Genomic DNA, 14577 nt, shown 5'->3' on the forward strand with positions numbered 1-14577 from the left:
GGTTGAAATAATGCGGTTTATCTACGCTGGTTTGGGATTTATTTGTGTCGCCTTAGCCCTGATCGGTGTCGTGCTACCGCTTTTGCCAACCGTTCCTTTCCTACTTCTCGCGACGTTCTTTTTTGCAAACTCATCTGAGCGCTTGCATGGCTGGATTATCAGTCATCCCCGCTTCGGACCGATGATCGTGGATTGGCAGGAACGCGGTGCCATACGACCTGGTGCAAAAAAGGCGGCAAGTCTTTCGATCGCCGCCGTTTTTCTATTTTCGCTTTTTGCTGGAGTACCTCTAAAAGTACTTCTAGTCCAAGTGCTGGTTTTGTCAGTAGTACTGACCTTTATTTGGACCCGGCCCTCCAGTTAACTATTTGCTAAGAATATTACAAAGCTCATCGAGTTGATCCAGAGAATCATAGTTGATTGTGATGGATCCCTTTTCGCCGCCAGCGACGTGATCAATGGAGACTTTCATTCGCAGGATCGCGGACAAATCCCCTTCTAGGGCGCGTGTATCTGCATCCTTCTCCACTGGTTTGCGCGCACTTCGCGGCTTGGACGGAGTACTATCCCCCGCCGCATCCTTTTTCACCAGTGCTTCGGTTGCGCGAACAGATAGGCCCCCTTTTACGATCTTCTTTGCCAACTCAGAGGCATTGTCGGAGGTAATCAATGCTCGCGCATGACCTGCCGACAACTTCCTATCGTGAACCAGATTCCGAACGTCTTCAGGCAGGTGCAAGAGGCGTACAAGATTGGCAATATGGCTCCGGCTTTTGCCCAATGCTTCAGCCATCTTTTCCTGCGTATGGCCAAAGCGCTCCATCAACTGCTTATAGCTCTGTGCTTCCTCCATTGCATTGAGGTCAGAGCGCTGAATGTTCTCAATGATCGCAACTTCCAGCATCTCCAGATCGGAATAGTCGCGAATAAGAACAGGAACTTCATGCAGCTGCGCAGCCTGGGCTGCACGCCAACGCCGCTCGCCTGCGACAATCTCATAAATTCCCGTAGGACGTGGGCGCACGATCAGGGGTTGAAGGACACCCTTCTCTTTGATTGATGCGGTTAGATCGTCCAGGTCTTCTTGTAGAAATTGCCTACGAGGTTGATCTGGGTTGGCTTGAACTTTTTCAATCGGCACCAGAACCTCAGAGTTTCTTGGTGACTGGTTTTCGGTGCTTACCGGATCAGGATTTACATCTGCCATCAAAGCAGAAAGACCACGACCCAAACCACGCGGTTTCGTTTTTTTCTCTGACATTCTATCCTCCGCTTTCTAGGCCGCTACATTCTGGTGAACTGAAATCAATTCTTCCGCCAAGGCACGATAGGCCTGTGCCCCGAGTGAGTTACTGTCATAGTTCAAGACGGGAAGAGCAAAGGATGGAGCTTCGCTAACTCTGACATTCCGGGGAATTTTTGTTTTAAAAACAAGCTCTCCCAGATTTTCTCGTGCATCCTGCTCCACCTGTTGGGACAGATTGTTTCGACGGTCAAACATTGTCAAAACAACGCCCTCGATACGAAGATTTGGATTCGCGGCTTGGCGAACTTCCCGAATTGTCAGCATCAACTGCGAAACCCCTTCAAGTGCAAAAAACTCGCTTTGCAAAGGGATCAGTACCGAATGTGCCGCGACCATTGCATTCACAGTCAACAGGTTAAGAGAGGGTGGACAATCGATTAGGACATAGTCCCAATCATACTCATCCATCGCTGTCTGGCGAAGCGCATCATGCAAGAGGAAACTGCGTTTCTCATTTGCAAACAATTCAATGTCAGCTGAACTCAGATCTACTGTTGCTGGAATAATGCAAAGATCTTCAATCTCTGTTGCATAAATCACCTCTTCTAGCGGAGTATCATCCACTAGAAGATCGTATGTTGTGAGGCCACGGTCTCCGGCTTCAATCCCCAGACCTGTTGAAGCGTTTCCCTGAGGGTCGAGATCAACGACGAGAACCCTCAGTCCAGTCTCAACCAAAGCAGCTGCCAAGTTTATGGCCGTAGTCGTCTTTCCTACGCCACCCTTTTGATTAGCTACCGCGATAATTCGTGGACCCTCAGGGCGGGAGAAATCAGACACGAGACACTCCTTTGATTTTCAAAACAACGGCTTCTTCTTCAGTTAAACTTGTAATCTCTTCCTGATCAAAGCGCCATCGTCTTGCAGCGTTATCCACTTCTTTTTTCCAAGTAGCGCCCTTTGGAAAGAAAGAAATGCCTCGCGGATGCAGATGTCTCTCAGAAAACTCAAAAAGAAGGTCCAAATCAGCAAGGGCACGCGCTGACAAAAAGTTTGCGTTTTGGGGATCAACCTTCTCAATTCTATCGGAAATAACTTTCACCCGAACATCGCATTCACGCGCAGCTGTTCTCAGGAAGGCCGCCTTCCTCTTATCACTTTCAATGAGTGTAACCGAGAGCCGCGCGGCACGCTCTGCAGCCAATATCGCAATGACCAAACCGGGAAAACCGCCACCACTGCCAATATCCAGCCAGTTGGTATCTTCCTCTTTGGAGATATAGTCCTCCGCCAGTAGAAAGACCTGCGCTGAATCGACGATATGGCGTGTCCAAAAATCCTGAAGGCTACTTTTCGATACAAGATTGATCTTCGGGTTCCACTTGAAAAGCGTTTGCTCAAAATGAGACAATCTGTCGATTGTTTCACGTGAAACATCCAAGCTTCCACAGATCAGATCACGAGTCATCCTTGTGCCCTCTGACCACCTTGATTTCGTCTCAGCCGAGCAAGAACAAGTGCAAGACCAGCCGGAGTCATTCCATTTATGCGACTCGCTTTTGCCAATGTCTCTGGCCTTGCAGCGGTGAGCTTTTGGATCAACTCAGCAGAAAGCCCTTCTATCAGGGAATAGTCGAAATCTCGAGGAATTTTATGTCCTTCATCTTTCTTCATTGCAGCGATCTCTCGCTCCTGGCGCACAATGTAATTCGAATAAAGAGCATCACGTTCCAGCTGCTTTTGGATCTCTGGTTCTGTGGACAGGACCTCCGGAACCAAGTTCGCCACATCATTGAAGCTTACATTTGGAAAGCCCAGGACTTCGAATCCTGTTCGCTTTTTGCCATCCTGATTGACATGAATTCCCGCACTGGATACCTGTTTAGGAGTAAATCTGTTCCCTTCCAGATGACGCCTAGCTGTATCCAGTTTTTCGGACTTTGCGCTAAAGGCTTTCCAGCGCTCTTCGCTGATACATCCAATTGAGTGACCTTCGGGAGTAAGTCGTTGGTCCGCATTATCAGCCCGAAGCGACAATCGGAACTCAGCACGCGAGGTAAACATGCGATAAGGTTCCGTAACCCCATTCGTAGTTAGATCGTCGATCATTACCCCGATGTAGCTATTTGCGCGACTGAAGATGATGGGATCCTTCTCGAGGACTTTTCTAGCAGCGTTGACACCAGCAACTAACCCTTGCGCAGCAGCTTCTTCATAGCCCGTAGTTCCATTGATCTGACCGGCAAGATATAGACCAGGCACATCCTTTAACTCTAGTTCCAGCGTAAGAGCTCTTGGATCAACATAGTCATATTCTATCGCATAACCTGATTGCAGAATTTTGGCTGCCTCCAAGCCAATAATAGAACGAACATAGTCCTCCTGCACATCAACAGGCAAACTAGTCGATATTCCATTCGGGTAAACGGTAGAATCTCTAACCCCCTCGGGCTCCAAGAAGATTTGGTGGGAGTTCTTCTCAGCAAATCGGACGATCTTATCTTCAATTGAGGGACAGTACCTGGGCCCTATACCATCAATATGACCACCATACATTGCTGAGCGACTGAGGTTCTCACGAATGATCTCATGAGTCTTTTCATTGGTATGTGTTATTCCACAATCGACTTGAGGAATATTCAACTTCTGCGTCTGAAAAGAGAAGAAGACTGGATCTTCGTCACCTGGCTGTTTTTCCAGAATGTCCCAATTGATCGTCCGGCCATCCAAGCGAGGTGGTGTACCAGTTTTCAATCGTCCTAACGGAAGTTCGAAGCTCTGAAGCTTTTCAGCGAGTTTTATGGACGGGCGATCCCCCATCCTCCCACCTGAATGCGAGGAATCACCGATATGGATAACCCCTCGTAGAAAGGTTCCCGATGTCAATATGACAGCGCCTGCTGAAATCTCCGAATTGTCTGCCAAGACCACCCCGGACACGGTCGTTCCTTTCATCACAAAATCAGTGGCTTCACCCTCGATGATAGTCAAATTCTTTTGCGCCTTGGTTTCTCGGAGCATTTCAGATCGGTAGACCGAACGATCAGACTGCGCCCTAGGTCCCTGAACAGCAGGCCCTTTTCTGCGGTTTAGCAACCTGAATTGAATGCCGGCCAGGTCAGCGACGCGCCCCATAACCCCATCCATGGCGTCAATCTCTCGAACCAAGTGTCCCTTACCTAGACCACCTATAGCTGGATTGCATGACATTACCCCGATACCATCTTGGGAAAGAGTGACCAAAGCAGTCCGGACTCCCAGGCGTGCAGAAGCATGAGCTGCTTCCGTACCCGCATGTCCACCACCAACAACGATTACATCAAAGTTTGAATGTTTCACGTGAAACACTCCCTATTTTCCAAGACAGAAACTGGAGAAAATCTCATCCAGAAGATTTTCGACACCAACGCGTCCAACTAACAATTCCAAGGCCCGAATCGCCGAACGCATATCTTCAGCAGCCAAATCATAGAACTCCGGCCCCTGCTCTAGGACATTTTGTGCCTGTCTCAAACTAGACAAAGCAATGGTCATTGTCTCTCGATGTCGAACCCGAGTAGCTACACCAACCTGTAAAGAGCGCTTCCTAAGCTCTTCCGAAATCGCTGAAACAAGTGAATCGAGACCATAACCGGACGCACCGGAAATACTGTTTTCCTTGTCGTCTCGCAAATCCGCTTTGGGCTTCAATCTGATATCACCAGAACAAAAGGTAAGCTCCAGATCTTCGTCCTCTTCACAGAGAAACACTCTAAGATCTGCATCCTCAGCTCTCTTTTTTGCCAGAGCAATACCTATTCCTTCGACATGATCTTCTGTTTCGCGCAACCCAGCGGTATCAAGAAGCGTGACTGGAAGCCCTGAGAGATCCATGCGCACTTCGATAATATCTCGAGTTGTACCGGCATATTCAGAAGTGATTGCTGCTTCCCGTCCCGCTAACGCATTCAAAAGCGTAGATTTTCCAACATTGGGTGCCCCAATGATTGCAACCTCGAATCCCTCTCGGATTCTCTCTGCAATCTGTACGCCCTGTGTCTCCCTTTGGAGATCCTGGGAAACACCTTCTAAAAGGCTAGAAACTTCCGGAGTGACATCAACCGGTACATCCTCATCAGCGAAATCGATAGTCACTTCGATCAGTGAGGCTGCGCGAATAAGATCTTGGCGCCACCGTTCTGCAAGACGGCCCAGGCCACCAGAGAGGATTACCTGCGCTTGTTTCCTCTGGGCTTCGGTCTCAGCATCTATAAGATCCGCCAAACCTTCGACCTGAGAAAGGTCCAGCTTTCCGGCTTCAAGAGCGCGTCGGGTAAATTCTCCAGGCTCAGCAAGGCGCAGATCCGCCTCATCTGACAAGGTTGCAAGTACTGCAGAAACAACGGCCGTACTTCCATGTACCTGAAATTCAACAACATTCTCTCCAGTAAAGCTCTCTGGAGAAGCAAATGTTAGTACCAGCGCTTCATCAAGGACCTCTCCTTGCTGGTCCTGGATTCGTCTGACTCCCCTACCCTTTTCTGGCAAGGGGTAATGACAGATCCTGTTCGCAACGATCAAGGACTCAGGTCCTGAAAGACGAATGACCGAAACCCCAGCCTTCCCCTGGGCAGAGGCCAACGCAAAGATCGTATCCATGGTGGCCTTCCTTAACTGCCAAGCCGCTTTTTTAGGTATTCATCGAGTCGAAGAAATCAGAGTTGGATTTGGTTTGCTTCAACTTGCCCAGCAAAAACTCAATAGCATCCGTGGTTCCCATCGGGTTCAGGATCCGCCGCAGCACGAAGGTCTTCGCCAAATCACCTTTGTCAACCAGCAGGTCTTCCTTACGGGTGCCAGATTTGAGGATATCAATGGCTGGGAAGACTCGCTTGTCGGCTATCTTACGATCCAGCACGATTTCAGAGTTACCGGTGCCTTTGAATTCTTCGAAGATGACCTCATCCATCCGGCTGCCAGTATCGATCAGCGCGGTTGCAATGATGGTGAGTGATCCACCCTCTTCGATATTTCGAGCTGCACCAAAGAAACGCTTTGGCCGCTGCAGAGCGTTGGCGTCGACACCACCGGTCAGAACTTTACCCGAAGATGGCACAACAGTGTTAAACGCCCTACCAAGTCTGGTAATAGAGTCGAGAAGGATCACAACATCTCGTTTATGTTCTACCAGACGCTTGGCTTTTTCAATAACCATTTCCGAAACAGCCACGTGGCGGGTTGCCGGCTCGTCAAAGGTGGAGGAGACAACCTCACCCTTCACCGAGCGCTGCATATCCGTCACCTCTTCGGGACGTTCATCGATCAAGAGCACGATCAGATAGCATTCGGGGTGATTTTTTTCGATCGAATGGGCGATATTCTGCAAGATCACGGTCTTACCCGTCCGCGGTGGCGCAACGATCAGCGAACGCTGACCTTTACCAATCGGCGCTACCAGATCAATCACCCGTGCTGAGCGATCCTTGATGGTGGGATCCTCGATCTCCATCTTCAACCGTTCATCGGGGTAAAGCGGCGTCAGGTTGTCAAAGGCGATCTTGTGACGCGCTTTCTCCGGCTCTTCAAAGTTGATCTTGGTAACGCTGGTCATCGCGAAATAACGCTCGCTGTCCAGCGGCGCTTTGATCTGACCTTCGATGGTATCGCCTGTCCGCAGGGAAAACTTGCGGATCATGTCTGGCGACACATAGATATCATCAGGACCCGGCAGGTAATTTGCCTCTGGCGAGCGCAGGAAGCCAAAGCCGTCTTGTAGCACCTCTAGGACACCATCACCGCCAATTTCCCAACCCTCATCCGCACGTTCGCGCAGGATCTGGAACATCATCTCGCCTTTACGCATGGTAGAAGCGTTTTCGATCTCCAGCTCTTCAGCCATAGCCAAAAGTGCTTTGGGGCTTTTCGCCTTAAGATCGGACAGATTTAGGGAATCGACGGTCATTAATATATGGCCCTTTTACCCAAGCAATTTGGGGAATGAGATCACTAAGAAGTGCGGAAAACACGTATGCCCGGACGGGCCCGTTGGGCGCCATTTCTAGGCGCAGAGGAGAGTGAAGTCAATAAGGGGCGTAGATCTCTCTAAAACGCCTTACAAGCGCTCTTTCCCCCTCAGAGAGGGATCAGAACTTAAATATCACCGAGACAACGATGACTACCATCAAAATGGTTGGGACCTCATTCATCAGGCGATACTGTCGTCCTGTGAGCGTGTTCTTCTCTGCTTCAAAATCCCGGTACCGACGCAAGAGCCAGATGTGAAACCATGTCATGGCAATAACGGAGGCACCTTTGGTCCAGGGCCAGATATAGCTCCAGTCGACAATACCAGGCGTCGCTACGATCAGCAGTCCTGCACCCCAGCTTACCATCATTGCCGGACGCATGATGAAACGCAGCAGTTTGTACTCCATGGTTAAGAAAATCTGAGTACTTCCTGGCACATTCTCAGCTTGTTCCACGTGGTAAACAAAAAGCCGAGGAAGATAGAAGAGACCAGCCATCCAGCTAAGCACCGCCATAATGTGCAGAGACTTGGCATAGGGGTAGACTGTGAACAGGAAATCACTCAGGTCCATGGTTCTTGCGCTCCGGTTCGCTTGCTCACCCTAATAAATAAAAGAAAGATTTAAAGGATGATGTTTTTGTAGGCCCTAGGGATTTCAGTGGATTACTGAGTCCTTCCTTGGCTTATCCCCAAGGGGCATAACTTACCAGTCCGTGGTCTGCCACATTGGTGACATTTTTCTTAACGGCCTTAGAAATATGGGAAATTAACACTCTGTTAATGAAGGTTACTCTGGGGATAAACCATGGAGGAATCGAGGAAGATCAGGATATCCCGCATTTGGAAGTTATCCCTTTCCCCGGAGGAGGAATCAGCCGGCGAAAACTTGAGATAGGGGAGCAAGCACGGGACTTGCTAAATCGGATAGATTTCATACAAACCCTCCCAACTTGCTCTGCTGTTTTTCCTAGGGGTTTTCCACATGGCTACCCACATCGTGCTGGCGTCAGGATCAGAAATTCGTGCCCAGCTTCTGCGCCAGGCTGGGCTGACCTTTGACATTCAGACCGCACGCCTGGATGAGGACGCGATAAAACAGGCCCTTTTGGCAGAGGAGGCGACGCCCCGCGACATTGCTGATGCATTGGCGGAAGCCAAAGCAAGAAAGGTTAGCGGCAGATCTCCCGATAAGATGGTATTGGGCTGCGACCAAGTGCTGGATTTCCAGGGCAAGCTTCTTTCAAAACCAAAATCTCCTGAAAATGCGCTTTCTCAGCTCAGAGAGATGCGCGGACAGCGACATATGCTTTTGTCAGCTGCCGTACTGTATAAAGCAGGGGAGCCGGTCTGGCGGCATGTTGGTCAGGTTCGCATGCGTATGCATGAATGTTCCGACGCTTTTCTGGAAGGCTATGTCGAACGGAACTGGGATAGTATTCGTCATTCCGTTGGGGCTTATAAGCTGGAAGAAGAGGGAGTTCGACTTTTCTCCAGCATCGAGGGTAGTTACTTTAATGTGTTAGGACTACCTCTAATTGAACTGCTCAACTATCTGAGACTGCAGGGAGTCATTGATCAATGAGTGACAAAAAGATCCCCTTGGCTGGAGTTATCGGCTGTCCGGTGGCGCATTCGAAATCGCCACAGCTGCAAACTCATTGGCTGACCACGCTCGGCATTGCGGGTCACTATGTGCCAATGCATGTGGAAGCTGAGGATCTGGAGACTGTTATCCGAACCTTGCCAAAAGCAGGCTTTGTCGGAGCAAATGTGACCATCCCGCACAAAGAAGCGGTGATGGAGATTGCTGATAAGATCACGGACCGGGCAAAGCTGATGGGCGCTGCGAATACGTTGATATTTCGGCCTGACGGATCAATTATGGCTGATAATACAGATGGTTACGGATTCATCACCAATCTACATCAAGGCGCGCCGAATTGGAATCCAGGTAGCGGGCCGGCCGCTGTTTTGGGGGCAGGAGGTGCCTGTCGCGCGGTTATTGCCTCTTTGTTGGAGGCAGGTATCCCGGAGATCATGTTGACCAACAGGACCCAGGAACGTGCTGAAAAACTGCGCAAGGAATTTGGCAAAAAAATCAAAGTGGTTGAGTGGCTGCATGCCGGCAATATCATCGAGGATGCCAAACTGGTGGTGAATACGACTTCACTGGGTATGGAAGGCAAGCCGCGGCTACGTGTTCCATTGGATGGGTTGGCGCCCGACAAGGTTGTGACTGATTTGATCTATACGCCGCTCAAAACCCACCTGATCAAAACCGCAGAGGAAGTGGGCTGTACGGTTGTTGATGGGTTGGGCATGCTTTTGCACCAAGCTGTACCAGGGTTTGAGCGCTGGTTTGGTCAACGTCCCGAGGTGGACGATGAAACCCGTGCGGCCGTATTGAAATGAGCTTTCTCTTGGGCCTGACAGGGTCAATTGGTATGGGCAAAAGCACCACGGCAGCTCTCTTTACTGAAATGGGGTGCGCTGTTTGGGATGCGGATGCCGCAGTTCATCGGCTTTACGAAACTGGGGGTGATGCTGTTGGGCCTATAGCCCAGCTGTTTCCCGATGCCATTGTAGATGGTGCTGTCAGCCGCGATGTCTTGAAACGCATCATTGGGCAGTCACCGGAAGCACTGAAGCAAATAGAAAATGTCGTTCACCCGCTCTTGGCCGAAGATCGCCGTCAGTTTCGGGAACAGGCCACAAGCGACATTCTGGTGTTTGACATTCCATTGCTTTTTGAAACAGGCGGGGATGTGGCCATGGATGCTGTTGCCTGTGTTTTTGTCGATGCTATGACACAGCGTTCCCGTGTGCTTGCGCGTGGAACGATGAGTGAAGAGCAATTCGAACAGATCCGTTCCAAACAGATGCCAATTGACGAAAAAATAGAACGATCAGATTTTGTGATCGAAACCGATACGATGGATCACGCTCGGGCTCAGGTCTCTGAGGTCCTGACCAAAATCAGAGTGAGGATTGCCAATGCGTGAGATCGTACTGGATACGGAAACCACCGGTTTTGATCCTTTTTCCGGGGATCGGATTGTGGAAATTGGCGCGGTTGAGCTGTTCAATCACATGCCAACCGGCAAAACCTACCACGAATACATCAATCCCGAACGCAGCATGCCGCATGAGGCCTTTGGCGTGCATGGCATTGGGCCTGATTTGCTGGAGCCCCCGCAACAGCCGGAAAAGGGTCAGGTGACCCTGCGGGACAAGCCGGTTTTTGCCAAGGTCGGCCAGAGCTTTCTGGATTTTGTGCAGGATTCAAAGCTGGTGATTCACAATGCCAGCTTTGACATGAAATTCCTCAATGCCGAACTTGACTGGATGGGCCTGCCCAAACTTCCGTTGAATCAAGCAATCGATACCCTGGCAGTGGCGCGCAAGCGTTTTCCTGGTGCGCCGGCCACATTGGACGCGCTATGTCGCCGGTTCCAGATCGACAACAGCAATCGAACCCTGCATGGGGCTTTGCTCGACTCTGAAATCCTGGCGGAAGTTTACCTGGAGCTGATTGGTGGCCGACAGCCCGATTTTGGCCTCTCAACTTCGACTTCGGGCAGCAAGGAAGGTCAGGTAGCTGAAGATTGGCGCCCAACCCAACGTGCAACCCCATTACCAAGCCGACTGACGCAAGAAGAGCTTTCTGCACATGACGCTTTTGTTGAGAAAATGGGTGACGCAGCTCTATGGCGCCAAGGCTAAAGATGTAAAGGACTGTCAGGTAAGAAAAAAGCCGCTGATTACAGCGGCTTTTCTAGTCTCGTATCCGGGTCAGCTTATTGCTGAGGGGCGGCCTCGGCCTGGCGGCGGGCCAACTCGTTGCGATAGATCGCGACAAAATCGATATTGTCGAGGTTCAGAGGCGGGAAGCCACCATCACGTGTCACATCGGAAACGATGCGGCGCAGGAAGGGGAAGGTCATGCGTGGGCATTCAATCAGCAAGAAGGGGTGCAACTGGTCTTCCGGCACGCCAACGATATTGAAAATGCCGACATATTCCAGTTCCAAAACAAAGAGGACATCGTCACCTTCCTTGTTTTTGGATTCGATGTTCAGTTTGGTCATCACTTCAAACTGGTTATCTGTGGAACGCTTCTTTGCATCCAGGTTCACCGAGACATTTACATCAGGCTGAACTTCGCCGCCGGCACCTTTTTGCGCCATGACATTTTCAAAGGACATGTCACGGATGTATTGTCCCAGGATGTTCATCTGGACTTGAGGCTGCTGTGCACCCTCTGCTGCGCCATTTTCGGCCATATTGATACTCCAAATACGTTGTTTGCCCCGTGCTTATCAGCTTGATGCTGGTAGCTCAACGGTCACGCAAGGCAAGAGAGCCCCAAGGGTTTACTTGGGTCCATCGACCCACTTGGAAGGCCGAGCAGAGGGGTTCTTTGGGCGAATTTCTTCAAACTCACCATCGATAACCTCTCCCTGATCGCGAAAATCACCTTGTGTGGGGCGGGGGCCAGTATCACCGGGATAGTGACGTCCCTGCATTGATCCCGGTCCCATTTGGAATTGGGCCACTGTGATCTTCTTTGACAGGTATCTGTAGGCTGCAACCCGAACAGGTGGCATCAACAGCGCAAAGCCAACCGCATCCGTGAAAAAGCCAGGAGTGAGCAAAAGCGCTCCGGCAAATAGGATCATGGCACCATGAGCCAGGGGTTCAGCTGGATCAGAAAGCGTCTGGAACGAACTGCGCATCTGCCCAAGCGCCATCCGGCCCTGTGATTTTACCAGTGAGGTTCCCAATATGGCGGTCAGGACCACAATTGCCAGTGTAGGCCACAGTCCGATTGCGCCACCAACCTGTATAAACAGGCCAATTTCAATCAGAGGTACCATCAGAAAAGCGAGAAAAAGATACATCAGTGCGTCCTTGGTTCACATCTTGGACGGTAGACTTGCCACCCATGGTCACCTACATAAGGACGGAGCGCCTGGGTTTCAAACCAGGCAGGCATGCCCAGCGAGAGGTTCTGATGGAGTCGCCTTTGATTCAGCTTTTGGTTTTGGCCGGTATAGCGGTGTTTTTGATCCTGCGCTTGAAAAGCGTCCTGGGTACACGGGAAGGATTTGAAAAACCGCCTGTTAGTGCTGCAGAGAAACGTCAGGGTCGTCCGGATCTTGAAGTGATCGAAGGCGGGCCGGACCGCGACATCACAGATCACGTGGAAGAAGAATCCCCTGCAGCTCAGGCCTTTGCCTCGATGAAGCGGGCAGAGCCTAGCTTTAGTGTCAGTGAATTTGTTCAGGGCGCGCGCGGCGCCTATGAGATGATCCTGATGGGTTTTGAGAACGGTGAACTCGACGCGCTTAAAGGGTTCCTGGCCGAAGACGTCTATGACAGCTTTGTCGAAGCGGTTGCAGATCGGGAAGACAAGGGTCTGACAATCGAAGCAGAGTTCATCGGAGTACGTGAAACCGCCGTCGTAGGGGCGCATTTTGATGATGCGAATAACACAGCCGAAGTTACAATGCGCTTTGTTGGTGAACTAACCTCTGTTGTGCGCGACCGCGATGGCGAAATTGTTGAAGGCGATGCCAAAGCTGTTAAGCGTCAGAAAGATACCTGGGTCTTTGCGCGCTCCATGGGCACTGATGACCCCAACTGGCAATTGGTGGCCACGGACGGATGATTGCAGCACTCCGGGATGCTTTCCGGGCGGTGGTATTTGCGGGGGCTGCAATGACAGCCTCTGCCGCTTCTGCGGAAACCAGCTATAAGATGCTGGATTATTCCGGGCTTGATGGCTGGGCAGAGGATAATCATGCCACTGCCCTGAAAGTCTTTCTAGAGACCTGCATGGATCTGGATGATCAGGATTGGCAAAGCCTTTGTGCGGTTGCACAAAACCAAGATCCAGCGGGCGCGCGCCATTTCTTTGAATTGTTTTTTCGGCCTGTCCTGATTGAGGACGGAAACCCCGCTTTGTTCACCGGATATTTTGAGCCAGAGCTTGATGGATCCAGATACCGTACATCGCGATTTCGCTATCCCGTTTACAAAATGCCACCCGAGGCCAAGCGTTCTGGAGTGTGGCTCGCACGGCGTGAGATTCTGTCCGGTGATGTAATGCAGGGCAGGGGGCTGGAAATCGCCTGGGTGGATGACCCTGTTGAGTTGTTCTTTCTGCAGATCCAGGGGTCCGGTCGGATCCGAATGCCGGATGGAACTTCCGTCCGTGTTGGATATGGAGGCGCAAATGGGCATCCATATCGTTCCATCGGTGCTGAAATGGTGCGCCGGGGGATTTACAACGCACATCAGGTGAGTGCTCAGGTAATCAAATCCTGGGTGCGCCGAAACCCTGCGGCGGGTCACGAACTCCTGATGCACAACCCATCCTATGTGTTCTTTCGTGAGATCCGAAAGATTTCGGCCTCAAAGGGGCCCCTTGGTGCGATGAACCGGTCTGTTACTGCGATGCGTAGCCTCGCTGTTGATCCAAAGTTCACGCCTCTTGGCGCTCCGGTATGGTTGGAAAAAGACGGGGAAAGCCGCCTGCGACGCTTGATGATTGCGCAGGATACCGGATCCGCGATCAAAGGCGCCCAGCGGGCGGATGTCTTTTATGGAACCGGTGATGAGGCCGGCCAGGCCGCAGGTCGTCTGCGCGACCCTGGACGCATGGTGGTCCTTCTGCCGATCCAACGCGCCTATGCTCTGTTGCCAGAGGATCTCTGATGACTCGGCGCAAACTGACAACTGAGGAAGTCGACCTATGGCACAAGGTGGTCGAGCATACAGAGAAGCTCAACCCGGGAAGTCATAGCGCTCCCCCGGCACTGCCTCTGCCCAAGCCAAAGCCCATGAAACACCCGCAACCAAAGCTGGATCGTTTTGACATTGGTTCTATGGCGAAACCAAAACCTGCTAAACATGAACTAAAGCCAAGCCCCGCGCGCCAACTGGCACAGGCACCGCTGAAAATGGATGAAAAATCCTTTCGCAGAATGAAGCGGGGCAAGCTGAAGCCAGAAGGTAAGCTGGATCTGCACGGAATGCGGGTTGATGGTGCGCATCCAGCATTGACGCGTTTCATCCTCTCGGCACAGGCATCAGGGAAACGGCTGGTTCTGGTTGTGACAGGAAAAGGCAAGGATAGGGATGAACCGGGTCCCATGCCAATCCCACGAGGGGTGTTGCGTCATCATGTGCCGCAATGGTTGGCACTGCCTCCGCTTGCCCAAGCGGTTTTGCAGGTAACGCCAGCGCATGTCACTCATGGGGGCGAGGGCGCCTATTATGTGTATCTGCGGCGCAGTCGTTAGCGATTAAACCCAATATC

General features: G+C 51.2%; 17 protein-coding genes. 8 read left to right on the forward strand and 9 right to left on the reverse strand.

The window, feature by feature from the left end:
* Nucleotides 1-10: 10 nt before the first annotated feature.
* Nucleotides 11-364, forward strand: coding sequence for a YbaN family protein (locus tag RSK20926_RS07940; protein ID WP_008205683.1), 354 nt, complete (start codon nucleotides 11-13; stop codon nucleotides 362-364).
* Here the strand turns inward: RSK20926_RS07940 and RSK20926_RS07945 are convergent, their stop codons facing one another.
* The 7 genes from RSK20926_RS07945 to RSK20926_RS07975 all read right to left on the reverse strand — a co-directional run bounded on the left by RSK20926_RS07945 (nucleotide 365) and on the right by RSK20926_RS07975 (nucleotide 7824).
* Nucleotides 365-1261, reverse strand: a complete 897-nt coding sequence (locus RSK20926_RS07945; RefSeq protein ID WP_008205684.1) for a ParB/RepB/Spo0J family partition protein — start codon at nucleotides 1259-1261, stop codon at nucleotides 365-367.
* Between the two features lie 15 nt (nucleotides 1262-1276).
* Nucleotides 1277-2086 (reverse strand): ParA family protein, encoded by an 810-nt coding sequence (locus tag RSK20926_RS07950; RefSeq protein ID WP_008205685.1) that lies wholly within the window; start codon nucleotides 2084-2086, stop codon nucleotides 1277-1279.
* Nucleotides 2079-2714: a 16S rRNA (guanine(527)-N(7))-methyltransferase RsmG gene (gene rsmG / locus RSK20926_RS07955; RefSeq protein WP_008205686.1), complete on the reverse strand. Its 636-nt coding sequence runs from the start codon at nucleotides 2712-2714 to the stop codon at nucleotides 2079-2081. The genes RSK20926_RS07950 and rsmG overlap by 8 nt, the downstream gene beginning before the upstream one ends.
* Nucleotides 2711-4585, reverse strand: a complete 1875-nt coding sequence (gene mnmG / locus RSK20926_RS07960; protein WP_037254422.1) for a tRNA uridine-5-carboxymethylaminomethyl(34) synthesis enzyme MnmG — start codon at nucleotides 4583-4585, stop codon at nucleotides 2711-2713. The genes rsmG and mnmG overlap by 4 nt, the downstream gene beginning before the upstream one ends.
* Before the next feature lie 12 nt (nucleotides 4586-4597).
* Nucleotides 4598-5884: a tRNA uridine-5-carboxymethylaminomethyl(34) synthesis GTPase MnmE gene (mnmE, locus tag RSK20926_RS07965; RefSeq protein WP_008205688.1), complete on the reverse strand. Its 1287-nt coding sequence runs from the start codon at nucleotides 5882-5884 to the stop codon at nucleotides 4598-4600.
* 31 nt (nucleotides 5885-5915) lie between these two features.
* The gene (gene rho / locus RSK20926_RS07970; RefSeq protein WP_008205690.1) at nucleotides 5916-7187 is read right to left on the reverse strand and encodes a transcription termination factor Rho; all 1272 of its coding nucleotides are present in this window, start codon (nucleotides 7185-7187) and stop codon (nucleotides 5916-5918) included.
* A gap of 181 nt (nucleotides 7188-7368) precedes the next feature.
* Nucleotides 7369-7824 carry a CopD family protein gene (locus RSK20926_RS07975; RefSeq protein WP_008205692.1) on the reverse strand — a complete coding sequence of 152 codons (456 nt, stop codon included), beginning with the start codon at nucleotides 7822-7824 and terminating at the stop codon, nucleotides 7369-7371.
* A gap of 411 nt (nucleotides 7825-8235) precedes the next feature.
* On the opposite strand from RSK20926_RS07975, the gene RSK20926_RS07980 reads away from it, so the two are divergent.
* Genes RSK20926_RS07980 through dnaQ form a run of 4 tightly spaced genes read left to right on the forward strand, consistent with a single transcriptional unit; the run spans nucleotide 8236 to nucleotide 10976 of the window.
* Nucleotides 8236-8835 carry a Maf family protein gene (locus tag RSK20926_RS07980; RefSeq protein ID WP_008205693.1) on the forward strand — a complete coding sequence of 200 codons (600 nt, stop codon included), beginning with the start codon at nucleotides 8236-8238 and terminating at the stop codon, nucleotides 8833-8835.
* Nucleotides 8832-9665, forward strand: coding sequence for a shikimate dehydrogenase (locus tag RSK20926_RS07985; protein WP_008205694.1), 834 nt, complete (start codon nucleotides 8832-8834; stop codon nucleotides 9663-9665). The genes RSK20926_RS07980 and RSK20926_RS07985 overlap by 4 nt, the downstream gene beginning before the upstream one ends.
* Entirely contained in the window at nucleotides 9662-10255 is a 594-nt protein-coding gene (gene coaE / locus RSK20926_RS07990; RefSeq protein ID WP_008205695.1) for a dephospho-CoA kinase, read from the forward strand. The genes RSK20926_RS07985 and coaE overlap by 4 nt, the downstream gene beginning before the upstream one ends.
* Nucleotides 10248-10976, forward strand: coding sequence for a DNA polymerase III subunit epsilon (dnaQ, locus tag RSK20926_RS07995; RefSeq protein ID WP_008205696.1), 729 nt, complete (start codon nucleotides 10248-10250; stop codon nucleotides 10974-10976). Before coaE ends, dnaQ begins: the two co-directional genes overlap by 8 nt.
* A 74-nt stretch (nucleotides 10977-11050) precedes the next feature.
* Here dnaQ and secB read toward each other — a convergent pair whose 3' ends face one another.
* Together secB and RSK20926_RS08005 are read right to left on the reverse strand one after the other, a co-directional pair.
* A complete protein-coding gene (secB, locus tag RSK20926_RS08000) occupies nucleotides 11051-11536 on the reverse strand; it encodes a protein-export chaperone SecB (RefSeq protein WP_008205697.1) in 486 nt (161 codons plus the stop codon).
* 90 nt (nucleotides 11537-11626) lie between these two features.
* The gene (locus RSK20926_RS08005) at nucleotides 11627-12154 is read right to left on the reverse strand and encodes an FxsA family protein (RefSeq protein WP_008205698.1); all 528 of its coding nucleotides are present in this window, start codon (nucleotides 12152-12154) and stop codon (nucleotides 11627-11629) included.
* Between the two features lie 113 nt (nucleotides 12155-12267).
* Between RSK20926_RS08005 and RSK20926_RS08010 the strand changes: the two genes are divergently transcribed.
* Genes RSK20926_RS08010 through RSK20926_RS08020 form a run of 3 tightly spaced genes read left to right on the forward strand, consistent with a single transcriptional unit; the run spans nucleotide 12268 to nucleotide 14560 of the window.
* Nucleotides 12268-12924: a Tim44/TimA family putative adaptor protein gene (locus RSK20926_RS08010; protein ID WP_037254424.1), complete on the forward strand. Its 657-nt coding sequence runs from the start codon at nucleotides 12268-12270 to the stop codon at nucleotides 12922-12924.
* Complete coding sequence (gene mltA, locus RSK20926_RS08015; RefSeq protein WP_008205700.1) at nucleotides 12921-13973, forward strand: murein transglycosylase A; 1053 nt, start codon at nucleotides 12921-12923, stop codon at nucleotides 13971-13973. The genes RSK20926_RS08010 and mltA overlap by 4 nt, the downstream gene beginning before the upstream one ends.
* Complete coding sequence (locus RSK20926_RS08020) at nucleotides 13973-14560, forward strand: Smr/MutS family protein (protein WP_008205702.1); 588 nt, start codon at nucleotides 13973-13975, stop codon at nucleotides 14558-14560. Before mltA ends, RSK20926_RS08020 begins: the two co-directional genes overlap by 1 nt.
* The last annotated feature ends 17 nt before the right edge of the window (nucleotides 14561-14577 follow it).

It is taken from the genome of Roseobacter sp. SK209-2-6 (genome assembly GCF_000169455.1).
In the GTDB taxonomy this organism is placed as follows: Bacteria; Pseudomonadota; Alphaproteobacteria; order Rhodobacterales; family Rhodobacteraceae; genus Pseudophaeobacter.

Bases quoted from the DNA above. Each gene is read 5' to 3' on its own strand.
- RSK20926_RS07940 (WP_008205683.1), top strand. From the start codon at position 11: ATGCGGTTTATCTACGCTGGTTTGGGATTTATTTGTGTCGCCTTAGCC.
- RSK20926_RS07945 (WP_008205684.1), bottom strand. From the start codon at position 1,261: ATGTCAGAGAAAAAAACGAAACCGCGTGGTTTGGGTCGTGGTCTTTCT.
- rsmG (WP_008205686.1), bottom strand. From the start codon at position 2,714: ATGACTCGTGATCTGATCTGTGGAAGCTTGGATGTTTCACGTGAAACA.
- mnmE (WP_008205688.1), bottom strand. From the start codon at position 5,884: ATGGATACGATCTTTGCGTTGGCCTCTGCCCAGGGGAAGGCTGGGGTT.
- rho (WP_008205690.1), bottom strand. From the start codon at position 7,187: ATGACCGTCGATTCCCTAAATCTGTCCGATCTTAAGGCGAAAAGCCCC.
- RSK20926_RS07975 (WP_008205692.1), bottom strand. From the start codon at position 7,824: ATGGACCTGAGTGATTTCCTGTTCACAGTCTACCCCTATGCCAAGTCT.
- RSK20926_RS07980 (WP_008205693.1), top strand. From the start codon at position 8,236: ATGGCTACCCACATCGTGCTGGCGTCAGGATCAGAAATTCGTGCCCAG.
- RSK20926_RS07985 (WP_008205694.1), top strand. From the start codon at position 8,832: ATGAGTGACAAAAAGATCCCCTTGGCTGGAGTTATCGGCTGTCCGGTG.
- coaE (WP_008205695.1), top strand. From the start codon at position 9,662: ATGAGCTTTCTCTTGGGCCTGACAGGGTCAATTGGTATGGGCAAAAGC.
- dnaQ (WP_008205696.1), top strand. From the start codon at position 10,248: ATGCGTGAGATCGTACTGGATACGGAAACCACCGGTTTTGATCCTTTT.
- secB (WP_008205697.1), bottom strand. From the start codon at position 11,536: ATGGCCGAAAATGGCGCAGCAGAGGGTGCACAGCAGCCTCAAGTCCAG.
- RSK20926_RS08005 (WP_008205698.1), bottom strand. From the start codon at position 12,154: ATGTATCTTTTTCTCGCTTTTCTGATGGTACCTCTGATTGAAATTGGC.
- RSK20926_RS08010 (WP_037254424.1), top strand. From the start codon at position 12,268: ATGGAGTCGCCTTTGATTCAGCTTTTGGTTTTGGCCGGTATAGCGGTG.
- mltA (WP_008205700.1), top strand. From the start codon at position 12,921: ATGATTGCAGCACTCCGGGATGCTTTCCGGGCGGTGGTATTTGCGGGG.
- RSK20926_RS08020 (WP_008205702.1), top strand. From the start codon at position 13,973: ATGACTCGGCGCAAACTGACAACTGAGGAAGTCGACCTATGGCACAAG.